We start from the raw sequence: 22,049 nt of genomic DNA, 5'->3' as shown, positions 1-22,049 counted from the left end.
GGAGCGGCAGTATGAGCGCCGCAACAAATCGCAATGCGTCCGACATGTTTCACTGGCTTTTCTTGACGTTCATTGTGTCGAGCGCGGCTCTAAGTCCCTTCGCCAGTTTCCCCGCGTTGTCGTTCGCCCAGAAGTGCATGAAGAACAGGCGCGGATCTTCGGTCAGCATGTGGCTGTGCAGTGCAGTCACCTGGATTCCGTTGTCGCGCAATGCACGAATCACTGGATTCACCTCAGTTCCGATCAGCACAAAATCGCCGGTGATGGCTGCACGTCCGTTGCCGGTCGGTTGGAAATTGATCGAAGTTGCCGTTCCCATCGACGGCGGAATTTCAGTATCCATGTCATGAATGGCTTCACCCCTCGGGATCGAGAACTGATAGATACCGTTGCTGTTCTTGCCTTGAAATCCGAGTGTTTTCTCAATCTGTGCTGTATCGATTCCAAGACTATGTTGCGCCGAGGCCGGCGCGGGAGCTGCGGCAGGTGTTTTGGTCAATTCCAAAGCTTCTTTCAATTCGGACGCAAGCTTGGCAGGATCGCCATGTGCAGAGACGTGCATGTACATCACACGAGGGTTTTCGTGCAGCAGGTGATTGTGAAGCGCGGTCTCCTCAATGCCTTCTTGTTGCAGCTTCATCATCACCGGCTCGACTTCTGATTCGGTCAGAACAAGATCGCCCATCACGATTGCTTCGTTGCCTGTTTTCTTGAATGCAAGCCAAGAGCCCAGGGCAAGTCCGGCCTTGATCGGGGTTCCCGCTACCGCGACCTTTAGATCAGAGCGCGGCATACTGAATTTGAAAACATCGCCGGGCTGCATCGAGCCTTTGCGCCCGAGCGCGTCTTCCACTGGCTTCCACTCGGCCGAAGTGGGGTTCGGCTGCTGGGCACAAGCAGGAATGAGCGCCACCAGCAATGTCATTAAAAACAATACCGACTTCATAACGATTCTCCTTTCGTGAATTCCATCGAAGTTGTTGGAACCTAGTCGTTCGGCTGTGGTAATCACGTGAGCGACTGATACAAACCCTCAATCATTTCCATTCCTCGGCGTAGCAGTTCTTCGTCCGCTGTGCCTTCATGCGCCCATCCGATCAGCACGCGGTCCAAGCCGGTCCCTTCTGAGCGACCATACTTCTCGTCTTCCAAATCAGCGTCGTGGATGATCTGCGCAATCACAGCCACCTTGGGATCTCGGATAACGAATTCCTTGCGCAACGTCTCAAACGTGCAATCGTCACCGCGATGGCCGAAGCCACCGGCATGAAACATGTCGAAAGGAACAGCATCGGGGAATTTGCGTGGATCGTCAGCGAAGGCGAATCGAGCGTTCGCATCAATGAATTTGCGAATCAGCCAAGCTGATGAGACACGGTCGATGCCGGGTCGCGTTCGTGTCAGCCACGTTCGGTTGAGAAATTCCTTGCGCTTCTTGGCGGAAGTGGCCGAAGTGCCTGTTGCAAGTCCATCTGCGGTGTTAAGTAAGCTCTCCACGCGGCTACGCATCGGGCTGTTGAAGAAGTCGATTGCGACAATCTGCTGAAAGCGGCGACGCAGCCGCGACAGCTCGCCGGAGGTTTGTTTTGAGCTTTTCTTCCTCAGCTCTCGCATGAGTTGCTCGTAGTCGCGAGACCTCGCTTCGATGAACATCTGGCGCAATTGTGCCGATGGCTGATCGTTGATCTCATTGACTTTTACGACTGATGCCTGGCCCTTGTACTTGCGAATCGTCGTAGCAAGCCATTCGAAGTGTTCGTGATTCGCCGCTGTATTCGGCAACAAATACCCGGAGCTGGGAAGAGGCAACACGCCGTACTGCTTTAGTTTTCGCCAAACCTCAACGCGCCGGCTGGCTTGATTTGCGGGCAGACTGAACATCAGAAGCAGCCATGGAGCATCGGCAGTGGTGGCTTGTTGCGGCGTCTGCGCCATTGCCTTCGGTGCTACTGGCATTCCCCAATATGCTATAGATGTAACAGTACGACTGCAAAATGGGTGAGCCGTTTCAGCCCTGCCGATTCAGGGCATTTCGTTTTTGGGAGATCCACCCAAGCTGGCCGGCCCTTTGCAAAGATGACCGTCTGCACGGTGTGCAATGTGCCCAACGCGTGAAGTTAAGATGTTCCATTCCGATACGGATGTGGACACGCTCAATACAACTGATAATTAGCTTCGTGGCGCTTTGGTTGTGCGCGCCCTCTCTCGCGCAAGAACTCCCGCTCGCTCGGGTCGCCTATGCAGCGCGGGTGGACAGTCCTCCCAAGCTCGATGGCTCCCTTAATGATCCGCTGTGGCTCACGGCAAAACCGATTACGGATTTTCGACAACGAGAGCCAAACGAGGGAGAACCCGCAACGGAACGTACGGAAGTCCGAGTTCTTTACACGAAGCGATCCGTCTACTTCGGCATAACGTGCTTCGAACCCGAGGGACAGCACGTCACCGCCAGCGAACTTCGTCGGGACGTCAGCCAGGACTTTGATGACTATTTTGAGATCGTGGTCGATTCACGTCACGACCGTCGAAATGCTTACGTTTTCGAGATCAATCCTCTGGGCACACAACGCGACGGTTTGATCACGGAAGAGCAAGGAGGCGGGGACACCGACTTTGATCCGGGCTGGGATGGCGTTTGGGTGTCAGCAGCACAACGAACACAATCCGGCTGGACAGCGACAGTCGAGATACCGTTTTCGACACTCAACTTCATCTCTTCCCAAGACGTGGTGTGGGGTCTCAATTTCAAGCGCTTCATTCGCTGGAAAAATGAGGAAGACCTCTGGTCGGGATGGCGGCGCGCCTTCGGCGTCACTAAAGTCAGCCAGGCGGGAGTGCTCCAGGGCATCACTGATATCAGCAGTGGCCGTCTCCTTGTTATTAAGCCCTATTTGCTTGGCGGATTTCGCCATCTCCCGATTGCGGCGGCTGGCAGCGGATTAGAGCCAGGGACTTCAATACAGCACACGGGAGGTGTCGATGCGAAGATCGGCATTCGCTCTAATCTGGTTGCCAACCTCACCGCGAATACCGATTTTGCTGACGCAGACGTTGACATCGTTCAGTTCAATCTCACGCCCTACAAACTCTTTTTTCCGGAGAAGCGACAGTTCTTCTTAGAGAACGCAGGAATCTTTGCCTTTCCAATGGGTGGCGAAAGCGACCTGCTCTTCTTTAGTCGTCAGATCGGTATTGATCCGGTCACAGGGCAGGAGGTCCCGGTCAATGGAGGCGGAAAAATCGCCGGCACACTGGGTGGATTCGATGTTGGTTTGATGGACATCAGTACGCGGGCCGAAGGACCAAATCCGGAAGCGAATTACGGTGTCGCTCGCGTCAAGCGCTCGCTCTTCGGCGAGTCGTATGTCGGCGCAATGTATGTGGATAAGCGTTCCGGCAGTCCGACTGATTCGTACAACCAGACAGGTGGCTTGGACGCGCGCTTCGTCGTTCACAAAGACCTTGTGCTGACCGGCTTCGGAGTTCTGACGCGCTCGCCAGAATTGAGTGGCGGACAAAACGATGCTGGTGCCTCGGTGAGCTATCGCACGGATTTCCTGGATTTCACAGCCGAGCGCCGCCGCATCGGACAAAACTTTAATCCCGAAGTGGGCTTTATCGAGCGCAACAACTGCATGTGCGACTTCGCTGACCTGACGCTGAAGCCTCGCCCAAAGCTAAAAGGCATTCGCGAATTGCAGTTCGAGGGATTTATTGCCCATGACCCCGATCTTTCCGGAGTCCTTCAAACGCAGGAATGGCAAGGGACATCGTGCCAACTTCAACAACGGCGCCTACACGGATAACGACATCTACGACGTAATTGCTCAGCGGATTACCACGCCATTCAACATTTACAAGAATGTCGTGATCCCAATCGGCATGTACCGATGGGCTCGCCATCAACTGACGTATGGCTCACGGCAAGACCGCAAATTCACTTGGCGGCTGTTCGAGCGTTTCGGCACCTACTACAACGGACATCTGAATGAAGCGCGCGTGCGATGGTCATACCGCGCGAGTGAGCACCTGTCGCTTGACTTCAGCGAGCAGTGGAACCGATTCCGTTTGCCGCAGGGAAATTTCTCAGTCGTGTTTGGCAGCACCCAGACGAATTACGCTTTCACTCGGTTCCTATTTCTCTCGACGGTGCTGCAGATGAACACAGCCAACGCGCAGGCGGCAAGCGCGAACATCCGTCTGCGGTGGAACTACCGTCCGGACAGTGATCTCTACGTCATCTACACCGCCGGTCAGCGCTTCGCTTCGTTGGCCGCAGCCAATCCAATGCAGCTTATGGAGCACCGCTTCGCCGTGAAGTTCACGTATTCATTTGCAAAATAGTTGGGTGGTCCCGACGCGGTATTATCCGATGTCCATAAAGATGAATATTCATCACCAACTTCACAGGTGTGCCGTAAGTGTGCCGTGCGCTACGAGCCGAAATGCGTTTTTACGGGACTTTTCGCTACTTGATGCAAGTGCTTCCGTGCGGGCTTGATTTTGAGGTAAGTCGTTGATTTTGAATTGGCTGCCCCCCAGGGATTCGAACCCCGATATGCTGATCCAGAGTCAGCTGTCCTGCCGTTGAACGAGGGGGCAGTTTTGCGTTGGTGACTGGCGCCGGACGGCGCGCAATCCGGAGTTACTCAACTGATTCTATGATGCGCGGTTTTGAGGGTCAAATCGTAATGGGTAAGCGTGTGGAGCGGTGAATCCTGCTACACCATGCTTGGAACGCCCGCTCAGTCTCGTGGAGTTTGGGGAGGGAAGCCGTCACCACAAGGATGTTTATCGACTCGGCGTGTCCTCACTGAGATCAAATAGCATCGATTTTTCTCATCTCTGACGAGCAAGGAATGTTCAGCAAGCTTCAAATCACTGATAAATAACCACTGGTTGTCCTCTTCTCCGCGCCACCAATGTACGCGTGTGTGGAACACTTTTTTTCTCCATAACACCTTCCCAGTCGTGTCGTTTGTTGCGACAACGTAACTATCAATGCCGTCACCCTCAGCCGAGTATCGGATACCATCGGCAATCACAGGTGCTACTGGTTTAGGCGGAACTCGTTTCGCATGAACAGAAACCATACCCATCGAGCAGAGAATTACAACGACGCACGCGCGAATGCTCATGGAATAAATTATGCGGAAGCAGGTTTCGGGACATATTTAATTTTTGAGTACCTCGCCTTTTGCCCTGTGAAAAATTAGCGAGTTGCTAATGCTTCGCATGGACGACATGAACGCCGATCTGTCCCGACGCGAGCCCTTGAACGTCGCGGCCGAATCTGGACACGATCTGCTGAAAACTAATGTCTTCCATGTCGACGAAACTGTGCGAGCGGAGGATTGCAGCGACGTCAGTTGGCGTCAGGCCGCTGACCCACTGCTCGTTGATCTTCTCAAGCTGCGCCATCCGAGCGGCCGCATGGGCCTTGACGTCACCAGTCCAGGCTTCAGGCGGCTCGCTGTAGTCGAACACCACTTCCGAGTTCGGGATCGACGCTATGTACCCCAACGTGTCGTCGATCGCATTCCTTGTCAGATACGGCACGACGCCGAGCCAGGTGAAAAACGCAGCGGAGGTGTGCTGAAAGCCGGCGCTGCTGAGCTTCTGCTGCAAATCATCCCGCTCGAAATCGTTGGGCACGAAGGTCAGCCATGGCGGAGGCGCGAGTTCAGCCTCCGCGAGCCGCTGGCGCTTCCATGCCTGCGTGGCGGGATGATCCACTTCAAAGATGCTTATGCGAGTGCCATGGGGATTGCGGAGCGCGAAAGTATCGAGCCCCGCGCCGAGGATCACGACCTGACGAACGCCTCGCTCGACGGCTTTTGACAGGGCGTCCTCCGCGATGCGGCTCCGCGCCGCAGTGAACAGCCGTCCCATGCTCATCAACGGGTGCTTGCTGACGGCTTGCACTATGTTGTCTTCGGGTTCACCTAGAATTCTAACGGCGTACGGATCATCGAGAATCGCGCCATGATCAAGCAGCTGATGAGCCGCTCGCTGCCGAGCAACCATCACAGCCATGCGGCTGGGCTCGTCGGACTTCATGTCGGTCTCCGTTTCCCATTATTGCGTCACTTCGCGCGAATATCGTTTTGAGTGTAATCGCCTGTTCACGCCAATCAAGTTCAAGGCTACACTCCCGTTATGCCCGGTGTTGGCCACAGAACGCACGATTTCCCTCGTGGGACGCCGCTTCTCCTGAAGTTAATGGACACAGCATTTGCTGGGCTGTTGCTGATGGTGTTTGGAATCTGTGTGCTTGTCTTTGGACTTAACGGATGGCGCACCTTCGCTCCGGCTTTTGCGATTTGCATCGGATACGCAATCACTAGGTCGTTGCTGCTCACGCGATTTGAACGCAGCGGGGACGCGATTCCCATCAATCGTGTCAGCGTGGTCGTGAGGTTCCCTGACGGATTCCCGAAACCGCTGCTTGCAGCACGTCTGGCTTTCTTCATCGTTGCAGGATTAATGCTAGTGTTCGGCGTCGCCCCGTTCCCATTCGATGTTGTTAAGAACGGCATCATCGCTTGCGTGTTCGGACTGATTGTGGTCGCGATTGCGAACCTGCTAATCGAATCGCATTACGTGCGTGCGAGGCTGGAAGCCATCAACCTTGAGTTCATCCGGAAACCGAAAGAGCCGGGTGACTCGTGATAAATCGCCATATCACTCATTGAGGGCTATCGACTGTTAACGTCAACGAGACGCCCTAATTCGATAGCAGTCGTGCTTCCCTGTCAGGGTAGTACTTGAATTTCAAGTTCCGTCACACGCCCATCTTGGATTGAGAATGCCCGGACCGGCGTCGTTGCGTATGGCCGAGGGGTGACGATGAAATGAATTGCTTCAGAATAGTAGGCCAGTTCGATGTCTTTTTTCGAAGGCTCGTTCGCGTCCAGCCAGTGCGGATGGGAGTGGTAGATCCCGAGCAATTCGAGCCGGCGCTCGCGACATTCCGCCATCACGCGCACGATGTCCGTATGCGTAATCGCGTAATTCCTCACCGGATCAACCGCGACGTTCCTGGCGGGGAACGCCCGCGTGATTACATGGTTCTGCCCCGCCAAAATTCCACAGCATTCTCGATGGGGCTGGCGGCGCGCATGCTCCAGGAGCTGGCCGAACACTTTGCGCCGACTTCGCACGGCTCGTTTCATTGTTCCCGGAGTCTATAAGGCAACGAATCGGCAAATCAAGCCTCGAACACCGAGGTGGAAGATCAGCGTTATACCAGTTACTCTGGCTTCGCAGTGGCAGAAGTGCACAACCGCTTCTGAGCTTCCGGGTTGGCTTTTCGCTTCATGGACAGCAGAACCTGTACATCCCCGTCTTTTTCCAGATTTTGAACGACCTTGTTCGGATCGCATCCGGACGTGACGAGTTCTTCATCATGTCGTCGGGCAAAAACCAGATAGATTTTTGTGCGCTGAAACGAATAACAACATTCTGACGATCCGTTCTCATGAGGACCGTCACCTTGGGCGCCTCAATGCCTTTTATTGCCTTCAGAACATCAAACTTCACAGAGATTGGCTGGCCAGGTTCTAGAACGACATGATTCTCGAATGGGTTTTCGCCATGCGGTCCAGAGACGCTGAACACCTTACCGACGAAGATCACAGGCGTCGAAAAGTACGAAGCACATGGAGACGTCATTACGCATTCCGCAAGGCTCGACAGGGGAAAACACAGGAGCGCCAAAAGGACTGTAGAAAGTCGGACCATACGCATGAAATCATCATTATAGGTTTAGCCTCCTAGCGTCATCTGACTCTGCCGATTTCGGGTATGCTCACTTACGCATCGGAGCTTCGGCCAAACAGCGGGCTGCAAAGAACCAAATCCGACAAGATAACGACATGGACTTTTCCGAGTTCGCAGCGCTGGGTGCCCCATCCTCGCGCGGGAGTGTAAAGGATGTCTCGGAACAGAGTGGAAAGGATGTCATGAAACTGAACACGGCCTTTGCGCGAGGGTGGGATTCCATGAGGGTTGAGTTGCTAATGTCGTGCGTACGATCCAAGACGAATTCCATCGTGGGAGTCCAACACATTTGTCTCACCCACCCTTGCCAAGGCAGGCAAGGAGGCACCCACTTTGTTGGAGCCCTAGGCGACAAAATCTCGGAAGATTGACAATAGGAGAGGGTGGGCCCACCCGCCTAGCTTTTGTTTTGCCGCTCCCGGTAAAACACGATCATGTCCATGTATTGCGGCGGGGTGGCGCCAAGCTGGCGGAGCATTGTTGTGACTTGTCCGCGATGATAGCTGCCGTGATTCACCACGTGTTGCAGCATTTCCCAGAACGCGTTGGATCGGTGTGCGCCGCGAAAATCCTTATACTCGATCACCCGTTCCACTCCACCCGGACCCAGCTCGCGCACGAACTCGCGAACTCCGGTTTCAAGACGGGCCCATTCCGCGCGCGCCGATGCGACATCGGCAATGCGCTCCGCTCTCTGGAACCCAGTCGGCTGACCGCCCCGCCAACGCGAAATCCAGATAGACTCGGCGTCGCAGATATGCGCGATCGTATCGCGCACCGATGAGAAGCTGTTGCCTAGATTGCGTGTGAATTGCTCCGGTGTGAGCGCGGAAACTGCGTCGAGGACGCGATCGCGAGCCCAGTAGTTGTAATCCACGAGATTGCTCAGATCGTCGAACGTCATCTGGTGAGCTTACCTTGGGAACAGATTTGAAAAATGTTGCCCTCAGGATCGACCACATCGCACGCCTCCCCCAATTTCTGCCAAGGACGTCGCAACGTTTGGATTCCAAACGATTCCAGACGCGCACGTTCCGCTTCTACGTCGTTAACTTCAAAAATGAGCTTCAGCGGGTGCGCTTCGCGTGGGATCGGCGGGGATCCGATGTCGATGCTTTTCGCGATCTCAGCGGGTATGGCATGGAGTGAAAAACAAACGCTACCAGTTTTGTAGCTAGCCCATGCGCCGGGCCAGCCTTGATCAGTGGGATTGGTACCAAGCATCTCGCCATAGAAACTCTTCATCCGTTCCAGGTCTTTGACATACAGTATCGCGTTGCACAGTTGCATATTCCACGATGATAGCTCGAATGCCGGACGGAGCCGCCACGCTTGTTAACCGCCGAAAAATCGCCGATTTCACTCATTGAGTGATAACGCCTGTTTGCAAGACATTCGGCCGGCATAGCGGCGTCAAAATTACTGACTGCGTTTCTTCTGAACCTCGGGTGTAGTCTGTTTTTGCCATGAGGCTGTTTATCGCTGCGCTAGTGTTACTTGCGTTCGCCCTAATTGTCAGATCACCTGTTCTGCCTGGCATAGGCAATGACTTTGGTTTTACGTTTTATCGACCACTTTCCACTCAATACGTGCCATTTCGTGTGGCGGCTTTTTGGCTGCTAATTGGCGCAGCCATCGTCTTGGCTGTACTAGGAGCGGTTCTGCGGCTTATCCGAAAAGGACCCGGATCCGGGTTACGCCTGCCTTCACAAGAACGGTAATGAGTGATACGTCGCCATTGCAGTCAAAATGCAGAGGCCGGGGGCTTTTCGGCTTCATCCGCAGACATCCGAAGTTCGTAAACAGTGGGAAGCGGGTTGGAATCGGCGCGAATGAAACTACGGATTAGCTCAGTGCGAGAAAAATGGCCGAGGCTGAGGAGCCGAATGCATTCATCCGTAGCACAACTTTCCCACGACGTGCGTCTACCCCATGGAAAACAACTTGCCTCGATCACCCGGATAGGAAGCCGCTCGTCAAATCCGACTTCAATCTGCTCTCGCAACCAGCGCAAGTAATCTAGCTTTAGTGAGATTGCGACCTTTGGGTCTTCTCGAATGACAACGCCGAGAAAATCCGGGATGTCAGCACGCAAAGTGTGAATGTGCCCGTGTCCCTCGACGAGAATCTCGATGTCAAGTTCCATCAGACGTTCGAGGCTGGCAAGCCATTTTCGGCTGTCCACGTCGGGATTCGGCGTAGCAAAGTAGCTCCCCATGAACGCATCGCCCGCCAAGAGGAGTTTTTCCTTTGGATCATAAAGAACGACATGATCATCGCAATGACCTGGTGTACCAATTACGTGCAGTAGCCCGGTATTCGTTTCCAGTGAATCGCCTAGAAGTCGATACGGCTCTTTTAGGTTTGGAGGCTGCCCGATGATCGTTGCCCGAACCCAAGGCAGTTTCTTGAATGGCCTCAGAAAACTGGCGGTCATCTCCGAAACATAAATCGGAGCACCAGTGACTTCGGACAGCCAGTTCAGGCTGCCGACGTGTTCCTCATGGGCATGGGTAGCGATAACCTTTGTGATTTTTGCTTGGACGTGTCGAAGGTGTCGCTCAAGCGACTTGCGCATCTTTGGCGAGCCGGGATCGACCGCAACTCCATCGTAGAGTACTGTCGTGAACAGTTCTCCGAATAGTAACGGGACTGAATTTGGCAACAAGCCGTTCAAAAACAGAATAGTGAGCTTGCCTTCGAGTAGATCGATTCGCCGACGATATGTTCGGGAGAAGATACTCAGCCTTTGGATCCCCGCCTTGATTCCAGCCCACAAGACAAGCGGCAGCCGAATGAAAAAACCCAGCGTGTAACACGACCAAAACGCTCCGAGTCTGGCTTGGCGTCGTACCGCATCTGTTCTTGTCACTCGGCATGCACCGCCGCGGCACTTGCTGAGCGAATATCGGTTTGCGGCGACGAAGCCGTACAGAAGTCGTCCAATACTTCTGAAAGGGAACCACTGTCCCAGAGTGCCGATCAGCCAAGTAGACGGGAACAAACGAGCGAGACTTGCGACGGCATCCCAGCCGACGAGGATTTTGCCTGCAGGAGTGACGACGTGCAACTGCCGAAGACATTCGTCTAATCCGAGTCGGGAATCTACTCTGAGTAAGGATTCCGCGCTAATTGGCAGCGCGAGAGCCTTATTCTCATGGTCGAGAGTTTTCAACCACGCCACGCAACCCTGACAAATCTCGCATTGCTCGTCGTAGAACACCCTGTAGCCGGAGGCTGTGGGATGCTCCCTCTCAGTTCTCGCGATGATCTCCGCAAGCAATGGCTCCGCCATAGCAGTTGCAGAGATTATGCACTGGTAATGGCAGGCTTCCAAGCTGGTGAGGTCTTATCTGCGGCGGTTCTGCAGTCTTCGTTGTCGCTGACCCATCGTTACTGCAATCGCGAAGCCGATTCAGTCTCGTCTTCGGACTTCTTCACTCGCACCACGACAATTTTCGAGAATCCCTCTTTGAATGATGGCGCACGCAGCTTTTCCGCCATGCGGCGCATTACGTCTTCCTGCACCGTGCGTTCGCGGCGGCGATTGCGTTCGAGGCAGACTTCAAGCGGCACGTCGAAGAACAGGGCTTGCACTTCGTATCCGAAGCTGCGCGCCATCTTGATCCACTGGCGGCGTTCATGGGGCGATAGGTTCGTCGCGTCCACATAATTCCAGGGCATCTTTGCGATCAGACGCGCCCTTAGCAGGGAACGCAAGGTTGAGAAGACCAGGCCTTGATAGCGCTGTTCGGTAATGTCGTCGAAGAGGATAGTCCGCAGCAGGTCGCTCGAAAGCGGAGTTACGCCACGGCGCTTGAACCATGTGGTCTTTCCCGATCCGGGCAGGCCGATCGCCAGCACGACCACACCTCGCGGAGCACGCTTCTCCGGTGCTGTGCTTTGGCTTGGCTGCGGAGTGGCGGGCTGGCGCAGGATCGCATCTGGATCTGCCGGCGGCATCGATGGAGATTCAGGTTGCGTGACTACCTGCATCCGCTCCGTCGTTGCCTGACGCGTCTGCTCGGCTGCGCGAGGCGCTTCAGGCTCACGGCGAGACTCTTCATGCGTGTAATAAGAAGGTTGCAGCGGAGCCGGTTGGCCCGCCGCGATCGTCGGCTTTTCTTGCCCGACTTTGCCCGTGGATTCGGACTCGTTTTTGACTCGTTTGCCTCTGCGGCGCATTCGTTCGCGCACCCAATTGCGCATGCTCGGCTTGTAACATACTTTCGCTTGCAGGAGCAAACCGGAGAGTTCTTTGCAGCAATAGAGGCATCCTGGGAAAGGCGAACACGAAGGTCACGAAAGAAAACACAAGAGGTCGCCGAGAATTCGTGTGACCTCTTCTTTTCGCCTTCGTGGCCTTCGTGTTCGCCTCTCCCAGGTTACGCTGTTCGGGTCTTGAGTCTGGAACCGGCGCATATAGTGTTGCGTTCGCCCGAAGGTCAATACCGTCCGATTCGGCAGTAGACTTGCTCACATCAGCACTCTGCTTTCCGAAAACACGGCCGGTTTTTGGCACTGGAAGTGCTCATCGTGTCCCGATTTGAAACTCTTGACATTTCCTCAATTCGCGATAGCATCCGAATTATGGATAGCGAAAAAGAAGCGAAATGGATGAGGGTGTCAAACTCGGAGGAAGAGGTTCGGCGGATGGTCGAGGACCCGGCATACGCGCGTCAGGTCGAAGCCGAGCTAAAAGAGCTGGAAGCTGAGCTCGAGTCGCTTGACGATGAAGAAGAAACTTACGAATTCGCGGATGTAGATCTGGACTCACTTAGCGAGGAGCAACTCAAGGTGCATGCCGCGCTACTGGATGAGCAGGTCGAGCAGGCGAAGAAGCGCATTGAGACCAATCGCAGGGCGGTAAACATCGGGCTACTCAAGAAGGCGAATCGGGCTCCGCGGTGCGGTCGTCTGAAGAAGAATGGAGAGCCGTGCCGGGCTCCCGCCATGAAAGGCGAATCGCTCTGCTATTTCCATATCTCCGCCGCCGAGACCAGGCGTCATCCGGAAATACAGATTGACGTGCTCGAAGACCGCGAAAGCGTGCAGATCACTCTCAAGCAGATCATGGAACTCGTGGCCGGCGGGAAGATGAATTCTCGCGATGCCGCCGTGCTTCTGCGCGCGACCCAGATTGCCGGTGCGATGTTGAAACCGGAGAAGACGATGGTGCAGCCTGCGAAAGGCAAGCCTGCCCGAGGAGTCGGCGTTAACGCCGAAGAGCAATGGGGTTAACGCCGTGGAAATTTCGGCGTTAACGCCGTGGAAAAAGTGGGGTTAACCCCGTGGAAAAAAGGGCGTTAACCCCGGGGTTCAAATGAACGGATTTTCCAGTGAAATCGCACAGAAAGAGCGGAACAACCCCTGCGATTCGTTGTATTTGAGGAAAAAGTTTGAAGATAAGTCGAGGAAAATTTTGCCACACATTTCCCTGCGAGAACACAAATTTCAGGATGTGTTCATGTGTGGTGAATGCTCTCAAGGACCTGTCATCCCTCGCTCCGCCACGGTACTTTTGCATGCTTCTGAGCTTTGGTTTGCGGAGCGGGGGATCTGCTGTTTTCGGAAACACCCGTAAGGAACAGCAGGTCCCCCGCGCAGCAAAAGCAGCTTCTCAAAGTTCCCACGCGGGTTCGCGGCTGCGCGAGGGATGACAGATTGTGTAGAGTTGAACTCTTTTTCGACGGAGCTGAACATTCATTCTCTTAATCGCATTCGCCTGGGGCTGGCCCTATGTGCGCTCGTCTCTTCCCTTTTTGGGCAGCAGGCTGCGACCATTCGCGTGAATGCTGCCCGCAAGATCGGAGCTTTCCCGCCAATTTACGCTTTCTTTGGATACGACGAGGCGAACTATACCTACACCGCGAACGGCACGAAGCTGATTCGAGAGCTTGCGGAGTTAAGCAAGATTCCTGTGCACATCCGAACGCACTTTCTGCTCGCAACCGGAGACGGCACGGGAGGACTCAAGTGGGGATCGACGAATGCCTATACAGAAGATGCTTCCGGGCGTCCGGTCTATGACTGGACGATTGTCGATCGCATCTTCGATACATACCTGAACAATGGCGCGAAGCCGTTTGTCGAGATCGGCTTCATGCCGCAGGCTCTCTCGTCACACCCTGATCCGTATAAGCCCACTTGGATCCCCGGCGCTCCGAATCGGGACTACGCCAGCGGGTGGTCGTATCCGCCGCGCGATTACAACAAATGGGAAGAGTTGGTTTACCAATGGGTGCGCCACAGCGTGGAGAAGTACGGGCGCGAGCAGGTCGAGTCGTGGTACTGGGAGGTGTGGAACGAGCCCGACATCTTCTATTGGCATGGCACGGTTGATGACTACGAGAAGCTTTACGACTACACCGCCGCAGGACTGAAACGTGCGCTGCCGACCGCGCGCATCGGCGGACCGGCAGTTACTGGACCGGCGAGTCCGCGCGCGGCTGCTTTTCTACGGCATTTCCTCGAGCACTGCGACAACGGCCGCAACAATGCTACGAGTCAGACAGGCGCTCCGCTGGACTTCATCACCTATCACGCCAAGGGACATCCGTCGGTTGTCGCCGGTCATGTGCGCATGGGCATGGCGCAGCAAACGCGCGATGTGGATGCCGGCTTTCAGATCGTTCGCTCCTTCGCGAAGTTCCGCGACCTGCCTATTGTGCTGAGCGAGTCCGACCCCGAAGGCTGCGCAGCATGCTCGGCGCGTGTTTATCCGCCGAATGCGTACCGAAATGGAACTCTCTATCCGACCTACACGGCGGTGATGACCAAAAACATTCTCGATCTCGCCGCACAGGAGAAGGCGAATACCACAGGAATGCTGACTTGGGCGTTCGAATTCGAAGATCAGCCGTATTTCGATGGATTCCGGACGCTCGCGACCAATGGCGTCGATAAACCTGTTCTGAACATCTTCCGCATGCTCGGCCTGATGACAGGCGATCGCGTCGAAGCCGAAAGCAACATGCGCGTGCCGCTGGACACAATTCTTTCGGACGGTGTCCGCAGCCAGCCGGATATAGATGCGCTGGCCGTAGCCGGAGAACATGAACTCTCAGTCCTGATTTGGAATTATCACGACGACGAAGTTTCTGTGCCGCCAATTAAAGTCCAACTAGATCTCGGCGGTCTGCCGACAAACGTGGAGCGCGCGCTGGTTCGGCAGTATCGGATTGACGACACTCACAGCAATGCCTGGACGGCATGGAAGAGGATGGGCTCTCCGCAACAACCAACCGCGGAGCAGTATGCAGCGTTGGAGGAAGCCGGTCAACTCCAGCAGTTCGATTCGCCGCATTGGATTTCATTGAAACTAGGAGCCGCAAACCTCGATCTTCAGCTACCGCGAGAATCGCTGGCTTTGATTCGAGTCAGCTGGTAAACGCATTCACGAGTTGCACTGGTTCCAGTGCAATGCAGATCGGAACTCATTTATGCGTAGGGCATTCCTTGCTGCAGCGAAAACAAAAAATCCGTGCAATTCGTGCGCGAAGCGTCCGTGTGATCCGTGTCGTGTTTTGATTTTTTGTCCCGGTGAACGTAAGTTGCAGAAAACACACGAGTGTACTGGAAGAGCTCGCGCGCAAAACCTGAGCACAATCCAGCAGCATCTCAGTCCAGGATGGGTTTATAGATTTGGGAACGCCGAATGGCAAATGAGCTTGCAATCGAGCAGGAGCTCACTTACTATCGGCAAAGCCAATAGAACCAAGCAGAAAGGCGGTGGAAAAGCCGTCCTGACTGCTTCCGGCGCCGGAGTGAACCAGCTCCGGGTTCGAGGGATGATGAAGAAGAGCCAGGTCTGCCGCTATCTTCCTGCACTGATTGCTTTTTTCGTCTTCGTAGGCACGTCGTTCGCCGCCAAGATTTCGACTCCGGGAACCTCCAGCACCAAGAAGACCAGCCGTAAAGTGAGCGAGTCGAGCCGCGCGTCGGCCAAGATGAGCCGCTTGCGCCATAGCCGGCGAACGGTGCGAACCCGACGCGTATCAAAAACGCGCAGGCATCGCCGCCATCGCTACGTCGAGCACTTTACGGCGAAGTCGTTTGTCACGACCGACCAGACGGTTGGCGATATCACCGCCGGTGAAGATCCCGTCGTTCGCCAGGCAGCGATCGACGCCCTTGGCAATATGAACGGTACGGTGGTCGCGATCGATCCGACCAGCGGACGCATTCTGGCGATGGTCAACCAGAAGCTGGCGCTCTCGGAAGGTGCTACGCCATGCTCGACCATCAAGCTGGCCGTCGGACTTGCCGCGCTGAGCGAAGGCATCATCACGCGCACCACGCCGGTGAAGATCTCGCCGCATCATTATCTGACGCTCACCCAGGCGTTGGCGAAATCGAACAACGCATATTTCGCCGCGTTAGGGCGGAGCCTCGGTTTCGAGCGCATGCACCGATACGCCACGGAATTCGGGCTTGGCGAGCTTGCCGGCTACAACATCGAAGGCGAGCACCTCGGCGTTTATCCCGATGAGGAACTCGATGCCAAATTGGGAGGCATCGGGCGGATGTGCTCCTTCGGCGACAGCATCTCGATGACGCCGCTGCAGCTTGGCGCGCTCGTTTCAGCGATGGCCAATGGCGGCACCCTCTATTACCTGCAGCACCCCACAACGCCCGAAGAAGTTCTGAACTTCCAGCCCAAAGTGAAACGTAGCCTGGAGATCGCGAAGTATCTTCCCGAGATGAGCGAAGGGATGGCCGGCGCGGTCCAATATGGAACTGCCCGTCCGCTGCGCATCAACTTCTCAGAGGAAGAGATTTTGGGTAAGACCGGCACTTGTTCCAATTCGGGAACGCGCTACGGCTGGTTCGCCTCTTACGCGAATACCGACTACGGGCACATCGTGACTGTGGTCTTCCTCGAAGGCGGCCGTCCGACCTATGGCCCGAAAGCAGCCGAAATCGCCGGACGCATGTACCGCGGCCTCTACGATCACAGCTTCTTCGTGGCCAAGAATCCGGAAGAGAAGACGACCGAGTCGACCGCAGTCGGCGTCTCGCAGTAACTCACAACGTCAGTACCGTTCGCGGTAGCGAATGGGGAGTTCTCAAAATGGTCCTCGCAAGAGGGCCATTTTTATTGCCGCCACGCGCAAGTGAAAACAGATCCAACGCAAGAATGCCAGGCCTGAAAGGCCGAAAGAAGCGCAGCCCAGCGGCGTAAGCCCTGGGTTAGCGACCGACCACGAGCCGAGCCCTGAAAGGGCGGCATTGATGGCTCTTTCCCAGATCGGAACAGATCATGGGCTAGGGCGTCGTTCTTCGCTCATGGTTGATGGGATATGGAATGCTGTGCGCAGAACCTATGCCGCCCTTTCAGGGCTCAGGTCTCTCGGTGTCTTCTACCCAGGGCTCACGCCGCTGGGCTGCGCTTCTTCCGGCCCTTCGGGCCTCTGATTGTCGCGCAATGGAAGCTTACTTTTGCCGGAAGAAGTGTTCTTACGCCAGCTTCACAGCTTCCCGAAAGAACGCCCGCGTCGCCGTGCCGTCCGCATCGAACGAGCCTTTGCCCTCAACGGAAATTCCACCCGAGTAGCGAATGTCGCCGAGATAGCGGAAGAACTTCTTGTACTCCTCGTCTTCACTTAGATCGTGCGGCCACACGCGTCCATGCGGATTGGCAAAGTGCAGATGCACGATGTCGTGCTTGGCGGTTTCGACAATGCGTGGGTCTTCGTTTTCCACGCGCATATGGTAGTAGTCGATGATCATGCGCACATTCGGATGCTTCACCGTGCGCACCATCTTGTGCGCCTCGGCGCCGGTGTTCAGGATGTTGCTTTCTTGGTGGCGCAGCGGTTCGATGGCAACGATCAAGTCGTGGCGCTTGGCCAGATCGCCGGCCATGTGCAGATACGTGGCAATCTGCTCCCATGCTTTATCGCGAGAAAATCCGTCAGGAACATTGCGCGATCCCGCGCTGCCCCACACGACGACTGATGCGCCCAATTTCTTGCAACGCGCGAAACACGGCTCCAAGTAATCGCTGACAGCCGAGAGAGAAACATCGTTCCCAACCACTTTCAAATCGGGACGGCGTATCAGACTGTTCAGCGAGCGACAACGAAGAGGTGACGCGAGCAGCTCGGTCGAATAATCGTTAAAGTCGTCATCGCTCATGGCGGCGATGTCAGCCGCACCAGGTTCGATGTAATCGAAACCATACCTTGCGGCATTGTTAAAGTCGCGAGTACACACACCGACTTTAATGTCGGCCGCGTGCTCACGCGCGAAAGCAAGGAGGGGCGAAGCAGCGAGAGCGGCAAGGAAAGTGCGACGGGTGAACATAAGCTGCCAGCTACCAGCTACCAGCCTCCAGTTTAGGCATGGGCACCCCGAACTTTCTCGATCAAGGAAGCTAGCGTTCGACCTACCTCTCTCGCCTTATTCGTCAGATCCTGCGCGGTTTTCGCGTTGAGGTAACCGAGATCGGTGGCGAGAATGAGTTGATATTCGAGTTCACTTTCGGAACCCGAGGCAATACGCAGGAAACGGTTCTTCTCAAGTTCGCCGACACGTCCGCAGCCCTCGGCGATGTTGGATCCAATGGAAACGCAGCATCGCCGCATCTGCGACGTCAATCCATAGAGCTCCGATTGCGGAAATGCACCGGTGGCTCGATACACATCAAGCGCCAAGGCGTGGGCCTTCTGCCAAACAATCAGATTGCGAAAATCACTCATGGTCTATCTGCAAAATCCGTCTCGCGCTCACGCGGGGGGCCTTTGGCTGGTAGCTGGAAGCTGGTAGCTGGCAGCTTTTTTCACACCTCTTCCCGCACTACATAAGGCTCACGGTACGTTCCGCGCAACATCGTGTTCGCTTCGTCGTCATTGACCACCTGTTCCGTTTCGGGATCGAACTTCAACGTGCGACCTAAACGGTATGAGGCGTTCGCGAGATGCACGAGCGTCGTTGAGATGTGACCTTCCTCAATCGGACAATGCAGGTCTTCCGCTTTACGGCTGCGCACGCAATCGATGAAGTTGGCCCAGTGATTGCCTGATGCTTTGCCGGACGGACCTGGCTCAGCTTTGTTGGTCAGCCACGTCTTGTACGCGTCGTAGCCGTCAATGCCGAGATAGCCATTTGAGCCATAGAAGATGTTCCCAATCGTGTTCGTCTTCGCGTCCTGCGGACCAAGCGCCTGAGCTCCGGCTGATGCACGTGCCGGGCGCGCCGGCGCGAGTCCTGCTGCGGGAACGGCGGAACTTCCGTAAGCCCCCGTGCCGATCTCAGCCTCGTGATTGGTGATCCAGTGGCGAACCTCGACCTCCATCATCTTGCGCTTGCCGTTCGGCCCTTCGAAGTAATACGTCGCGTTGAGGATGTTGGGTGTTTCCTGATCGTCATCGAACATGAAGTGCCCACCGGTGGCGGAGACCAGAACGGGAAACTTCACGCCGAGTCCCCACCGCGCAATGTCGATTTCATGGATGGCCTGGTTTCCGATTTCGCCGTTGCCGGTGTCCCAGATCCAGTGCCAGTTGTAGTGGAAACGATTCTTCGTGAATGGCTTCATCGGCGCTGGCCCGGTCCAGAGGTCATAGTTCACTCCGGGCGGAACTGGTTCGGGAGAGGCGTGCCCGATGGTGTTGCGCCACTTGTAGCAGAGAGCGCGCGCGAGATAGACGTCGCCGATGGTGCCGTCCTGGCTGTGCTTGATAGCTTCCATCATTCCCGGATTGGAACGCGACTGGCTGCCGTGCTGGCAGATGCGGTTGTACTTCTTCACCGCCTTTACCAGTTGCTTGCCTTCGAAGGTGTTGTGCGAACACGGCTTCTCGACATAGACGTCTTTGCCGGCCTGGCACGCCCAGATCCCAATCAGCGAATGCCAGTGATTGGGCGTGGCAATGGAGATGGTGTCGATATCTTTGTCCTCGAGCAGCTTGCGGACGTCGGTATACGTCTTCGGCTTCGGCAGACCCATCTTCTGCACTTCATCGAGCCGGTGCGCGAGGACGGAATCGTCGATATCGCAGAAGGCAGCGATCTCGACGTTTGGCACCTTGGAAAATCCGCGCAAATGATCATTACCGCGTCCGCGAAGGCCGACAATTGCATGCCGGACCCGATCGTTCGCGCCCAGAACTCGGCCACCTAGCGCCAACGTGGCAGCGCCTACCGTAGCGGCCTTGCCCGCGGTCTTCAAGAAATCACGACGATCCATATCCATAGTTTGTTCCTGTATTCAGTAATATGACTTGCGCAAGCGCGGATAGTATATCCGCGCTACACAAAACAAGAATACGTTGTGCCGTGCGAAACGGGCAGGAGCAGTTGCGCATACAATGAGTCGCCGCGAACTATTGACTTCTGCAGAAATTTGTCATAGCAGAGAAGAAGGAGAAGTTTGGAGTATCCCGCGGCGGATGTTGGTCGGCAATCTTTCCTTTTGTGTTGGAACACAGTTTGACTGATCCGGAGACCCCATGAACCTGACCCGACGTTCAATTCTGAAATCCGCGGCGCTCACCGCAGCTTGCACCGCGATTCGGCCGATGTTCTCTTTCGCTCAAGCTCCAGCAGGAAATGATGATAAGCAGTTCCACGGATTGCGCGTAGGAGCATGTTCCTACTCGGTGCGTGCCTTTCCCCTTGCGGAAGCTTTGCAGGACATCAAGCGTCTGGGCGTGCATTATGTTTCGTTGAAGGACGTTCATCTTCCACTATCTTCCACGCCCGATCAGCGCAAGCAGGTGAAGCAACAGGCCGAAGACATGGGTCTCACGATCACGAGTTGCGGCGTGATTTACCTGAAAGACGATGAAGCATCGATGCATCAGGCGTTCGATTATGTCCGCGATCTCGGAGCTTCGATAGCCGTGATTGGCGTGACTCACGAACAACTGCCAACGCTGGATAAGGTAATCCGCGACTACGATCTTAAGGCCGCGATTCACAATCACGGACCGAATGACAAAAGGTTTCCGTCTCCGCTGCAGGTGTACGACGCCATTAAAGGACTCGATAAGCGCATCGGCGTCTGCATGGATATCGGCCACACCTTCCGCATGCATGAAGACATCGTGGACGACATAAAGAGGACCTTCGACCGCCTTTACAGCATGCACTTTAAGGATCTCGAATCCGATCACGTCGACGCGAAAGGCGTGCCGGTAGGCACGGGAGTGATGCCGATCATCGGAATCCTGCGCGAATTGGTGCGCTCCAACTACAAAGGCGAAGTGCAGCTTGAATACGAGGTCGAAGCAAAAGATCCGGTTCCAGGAATGGCGGAGTCATTTGGGTACATGCGAGGAGTGTTGCAGACGATAAGTTAAGGTCAACGCAAGTTTAAGAAAGGCATGAGCATCACTCGACGCACATTGATTGCAAGCTCGGCTGCGGGAATCGCAGCGATGCGCGTGCCGCTTGCTGCGCAAGATCGGCAGTCCTCTACGCCTGTGCGCAAGGGACGCATTCACCAGTCAGTCAGCCGTTGGTGCTACGCGAAGATTCCGCTCGACCAACTCTGCGAATACGCTGCGAAGATCGGACTGCGCGGCGTCGATCTGCTTCAGCCCGAAGAATACGATGTGCCGCGTCGGTACGGACTCATCTGCACCATGGGCTACGCCGGAGGCGGCGAGATCGCCAATGGGATGAACCGCACCGAGAACCACGCCGGGATCGAACAGGGCTTTCGCACCAATATTCCTAAAGCTGCGAAGGCAGGCGTTCCCAACGTGATTACGTTTTCGGGAAATCGACGCGGCATGTCGGATGAAGAAGGCGCGAAGAACACCATCGCTGGGCTCAATCGCGTAAAGCACATCGCCGAAGATCACGGCGTGACGATCTGTATCGAACTGCTCAACAGCAAGATCGATCATCCTGACTACATGTGCGATCACACTGCGTGGGGCGCGCGCGTAGTCCAGGAAGTGAACTCTCCCAATGTGAAACTCCTTTACGACATCTACCACATGCAGATCATGGAAGGTGATCTGATCCGCACTATCCGCCAGAACATTCAATGGCTCGGCCACTTCCACACCGGCGGTGTGCCCGGACGTCATGAGCTAGACCACACACAGGAAGTTCAGTGGGACGCGGTGATGCGCGCGATTGCCGACAGCGGTTTCCGCGGATACGTTGCGCATGAGTTTGTACCCACGGGCGATCCGCTCGCATCATTGGAGGCGGCCACCACGCTCTGCGACGTGTAGATGCTGAAAGGTCAGTACCGTCCGCGGTAGCGGATGGGTCGGCGCTGTCGTCGAGGAACCTATTCGCTACCC

The 22,049-nt window shown here is 55.5% G+C and carries 19 protein-coding genes and 1 tRNA gene; 8 read left to right on the top strand and 12 right to left on the bottom strand.

The window, feature by feature from the left end:
- Positions 1-49: 49 nt before the first annotated feature.
- Together VFU50_11450 and VFU50_11445 are read right to left on the bottom strand one after the other, a co-directional pair.
- Complete coding sequence (locus tag VFU50_11450; GenBank protein ID HEU5233469.1) at positions 50-946, bottom strand: DUF1259 domain-containing protein; 897 nt, start codon at positions 944-946, stop codon at positions 50-52.
- A 62-nt stretch (positions 947-1,008) separates the two neighbouring features.
- Positions 1,009-1,956 (bottom strand): chromate resistance protein ChrB domain-containing protein, encoded by a 948-nt coding sequence (locus tag VFU50_11445; GenBank protein HEU5233468.1) that lies wholly within the window; start codon positions 1,954-1,956, stop codon positions 1,009-1,011.
- A gap of 293 nt (positions 1,957-2,249) precedes the next feature.
- Here VFU50_11445 and VFU50_11440 point away from each other — a divergent pair, with 293 nt between their 5' ends.
- Together VFU50_11440 and VFU50_11435 are read left to right on the top strand one after the other, a co-directional pair.
- On the top strand, positions 2,250-3,806 hold the full coding sequence (locus tag VFU50_11440) for a DUF5916 domain-containing protein (protein HEU5233467.1): 1,557 nt from the start codon (positions 2,250-2,252) through the stop codon (positions 3,804-3,806).
- Positions 3,721-4,344, top strand: coding sequence for a hypothetical protein (locus VFU50_11435; GenBank protein ID HEU5233466.1), 624 nt, complete (start codon positions 3,721-3,723; stop codon positions 4,342-4,344). Before VFU50_11440 ends, VFU50_11435 begins: the two co-directional genes overlap by 86 nt.
- A gap of 184 nt (positions 4,345-4,528) precedes the next feature.
- On the opposite strand, the gene VFU50_11430 is transcribed toward VFU50_11435, so the two are convergent.
- Together VFU50_11430 and VFU50_11425 are read right to left on the bottom strand one after the other, a co-directional pair.
- A tRNA-Gln gene (locus VFU50_11430) sits at positions 4,529-4,602 on the bottom strand.
- Between the two features lie 621 nt (positions 4,603-5,223).
- A complete protein-coding gene (locus VFU50_11425) occupies positions 5,224-6,060 on the bottom strand; it encodes a class I SAM-dependent methyltransferase (protein ID HEU5233465.1) in 837 nt (278 codons plus the stop codon).
- A gap of 99 nt (positions 6,061-6,159) precedes the next feature.
- On the opposite strand from VFU50_11425, the gene VFU50_11420 reads away from it, so the two are divergent.
- Positions 6,160-6,672, top strand: coding sequence for a hypothetical protein (locus VFU50_11420; protein ID HEU5233464.1), 513 nt, complete (start codon positions 6,160-6,162; stop codon positions 6,670-6,672).
- Positions 6,673-6,755: 83 nt separating this feature from the next.
- Here VFU50_11420 and VFU50_11415 read toward each other — a convergent pair whose 3' ends face one another.
- From VFU50_11415 to VFU50_11395, 5 genes are all read right to left on the bottom strand, one after another.
- Complete coding sequence (locus VFU50_11415; GenBank protein ID HEU5233463.1) at positions 6,756-7,175, bottom strand: M67 family metallopeptidase; 420 nt, start codon at positions 7,173-7,175, stop codon at positions 6,756-6,758.
- Between the two features lie 1,004 nt (positions 7,176-8,179).
- Entirely contained in the window at positions 8,180-8,686 is a 507-nt protein-coding gene (locus VFU50_11410) for a DinB family protein (protein ID HEU5233462.1), read from the bottom strand.
- Positions 8,683-9,072 carry a VOC family protein gene (locus VFU50_11405; GenBank protein ID HEU5233461.1) on the bottom strand — a complete coding sequence of 130 codons (390 nt, stop codon included), beginning with the start codon at positions 9,070-9,072 and terminating at the stop codon, positions 8,683-8,685. The genes VFU50_11410 and VFU50_11405 overlap by 4 nt, the downstream gene beginning before the upstream one ends.
- Positions 9,073-9,526: 454 nt before the next feature.
- Complete coding sequence (locus VFU50_11400; GenBank protein ID HEU5233460.1) at positions 9,527-11,077, bottom strand: MBL fold metallo-hydrolase; 1,551 nt, start codon at positions 11,075-11,077, stop codon at positions 9,527-9,529.
- A gap of 98 nt (positions 11,078-11,175) precedes the next feature.
- Positions 11,176-11,991 carry an AAA family ATPase gene (locus VFU50_11395; protein HEU5233459.1) on the bottom strand — a complete coding sequence of 272 codons (816 nt, stop codon included), beginning with the start codon at positions 11,989-11,991 and terminating at the stop codon, positions 11,176-11,178.
- A 381-nt stretch (positions 11,992-12,372) separates the two neighbouring features.
- Here VFU50_11395 and VFU50_11390 point away from each other — a divergent pair, with 381 nt between their 5' ends.
- The 3 genes from VFU50_11390 (at position 12,373) to VFU50_11380 (ending at position 16,808) form a co-directional block, all read left to right on the top strand.
- Positions 12,373-13,023 carry a hypothetical protein gene (locus VFU50_11390; GenBank protein ID HEU5233458.1) on the top strand — a complete coding sequence of 217 codons (651 nt, stop codon included), beginning with the start codon at positions 12,373-12,375 and terminating at the stop codon, positions 13,021-13,023.
- A gap of 433 nt (positions 13,024-13,456) precedes the next feature.
- Positions 13,457-15,172: a beta-xylosidase gene (locus VFU50_11385; GenBank protein HEU5233457.1), complete on the top strand. Its 1,716-nt coding sequence runs from the start codon at positions 13,457-13,459 to the stop codon at positions 15,170-15,172.
- A 274-nt stretch (positions 15,173-15,446) separates the two neighbouring features.
- Complete coding sequence (locus tag VFU50_11380) at positions 15,447-16,808, top strand: penicillin-binding transpeptidase domain-containing protein (protein ID HEU5233456.1); 1,362 nt, start codon at positions 15,447-15,449, stop codon at positions 16,806-16,808.
- 433 nt (positions 16,809-17,241) lie between these two features.
- Here VFU50_11380 and VFU50_11375 read toward each other — a convergent pair whose 3' ends face one another.
- The 3 genes from VFU50_11375 to VFU50_11365 form a co-directional block, all read right to left on the bottom strand.
- Complete coding sequence (locus VFU50_11375) at positions 17,242-18,090, bottom strand: sugar phosphate isomerase/epimerase (protein HEU5233455.1); 849 nt, start codon at positions 18,088-18,090, stop codon at positions 17,242-17,244.
- A gap of 32 nt (positions 18,091-18,122) precedes the next feature.
- On the bottom strand, positions 18,123-18,485 hold the full coding sequence (locus tag VFU50_11370) for a four helix bundle protein (GenBank protein ID HEU5233454.1): 363 nt from the start codon (positions 18,483-18,485) through the stop codon (positions 18,123-18,125).
- An 80-nt stretch (positions 18,486-18,565) separates the two neighbouring features.
- Positions 18,566-19,981: a Gfo/Idh/MocA family oxidoreductase gene (locus VFU50_11365; GenBank protein ID HEU5233453.1), complete on the bottom strand. Its 1,416-nt coding sequence runs from the start codon at positions 19,979-19,981 to the stop codon at positions 18,566-18,568.
- Positions 19,982-20,237: 256 nt separating this feature from the next.
- On the opposite strand from VFU50_11365, the gene VFU50_11360 reads away from it, so the two are divergent.
- Positions 20,238-21,089, top strand: coding sequence for a sugar phosphate isomerase/epimerase (locus tag VFU50_11360; GenBank protein HEU5233452.1), 852 nt, complete (start codon positions 20,238-20,240; stop codon positions 21,087-21,089).
- Positions 21,090-21,113: 24 nt separating this feature from the next.
- The gene (locus VFU50_11355) at positions 21,114-21,977 is read left to right on the top strand and encodes a TIM barrel protein (protein HEU5233451.1); all 864 of its coding nucleotides are present in this window, start codon (positions 21,114-21,116) and stop codon (positions 21,975-21,977) included.
- Positions 21,978-22,049 lie beyond the last annotated feature (72 nt).

The organism is Terriglobales bacterium, from assembly GCA_035764005.1.
Classification (GTDB): Bacteria; Acidobacteriota; Terriglobia; order Terriglobales; family Acidobacteriaceae; genus Gp1-AA112.
Note: the sequence above shows the minus strand (reverse complement) of the source record. Positions and strands in the feature narration are given on the sequence as shown.

Excerpts from the sequence above, each read along its gene's own strand:
- VFU50_11420 (HEU5233464.1), top strand. The coding sequence starts at position 6,160 with ATGCCCGGTGTTGGCCACAGAACGCACGATTTCCCTCGTGGGACGCCG.
- VFU50_11360 (HEU5233452.1), top strand. The coding sequence starts at position 20,238 with ATGAACCTGACCCGACGTTCAATTCTGAAATCCGCGGCGCTCACCGCA.
- VFU50_11410 (HEU5233462.1), bottom strand. The coding sequence starts at position 8,686 with ATGACGTTCGACGATCTGAGCAATCTCGTGGATTACAACTACTGGGCT.
- VFU50_11380 (HEU5233456.1), top strand. The coding sequence starts at position 15,447 with ATGAGCTTGCAATCGAGCAGGAGCTCACTTACTATCGGCAAAGCCAAT.
- VFU50_11435 (HEU5233466.1), top strand. The coding sequence starts at position 3,721 with ATGACCCCGATCTTTCCGGAGTCCTTCAAACGCAGGAATGGCAAGGGA.
- VFU50_11375 (HEU5233455.1), bottom strand. The coding sequence starts at position 18,090 with ATGTTCACCCGTCGCACTTTCCTTGCCGCTCTCGCTGCTTCGCCCCTC.
- VFU50_11445 (HEU5233468.1), bottom strand. The coding sequence starts at position 1,956 with ATGCCAGTAGCACCGAAGGCAATGGCGCAGACGCCGCAACAAGCCACC.
- VFU50_11405 (HEU5233461.1), bottom strand. The coding sequence starts at position 9,072 with ATGCAACTGTGCAACGCGATACTGTATGTCAAAGACCTGGAACGGATG.
- VFU50_11450 (HEU5233469.1), bottom strand. The coding sequence starts at position 946 with ATGAAGTCGGTATTGTTTTTAATGACATTGCTGGTGGCGCTCATTCCT.
- VFU50_11425 (HEU5233465.1), bottom strand. The coding sequence starts at position 6,060 with ATGAAGTCCGACGAGCCCAGCCGCATGGCTGTGATGGTTGCTCGGCAG.
- VFU50_11355 (HEU5233451.1), top strand. The coding sequence starts at position 21,114 with ATGAGCATCACTCGACGCACATTGATTGCAAGCTCGGCTGCGGGAATC.
- VFU50_11365 (HEU5233453.1), bottom strand. The coding sequence starts at position 19,981 with ATGGATATGGATCGTCGTGATTTCTTGAAGACCGCGGGCAAGGCCGCT.
- VFU50_11395 (HEU5233459.1), bottom strand. The coding sequence starts at position 11,991 with ATGCGCAATTGGGTGCGCGAACGAATGCGCCGCAGAGGCAAACGAGTC.
- VFU50_11390 (HEU5233458.1), top strand. The coding sequence starts at position 12,373 with ATGGATAGCGAAAAAGAAGCGAAATGGATGAGGGTGTCAAACTCGGAG.
- VFU50_11400 (HEU5233460.1), bottom strand. The coding sequence starts at position 11,077 with ATGGCGGAGCCATTGCTTGCGGAGATCATCGCGAGAACTGAGAGGGAG.
- VFU50_11415 (HEU5233463.1), bottom strand. The coding sequence starts at position 7,175 with ATGAAACGAGCCGTGCGAAGTCGGCGCAAAGTGTTCGGCCAGCTCCTG.
- VFU50_11370 (HEU5233454.1), bottom strand. The coding sequence starts at position 18,485 with ATGAGTGATTTTCGCAATCTGATTGTTTGGCAGAAGGCCCACGCCTTG.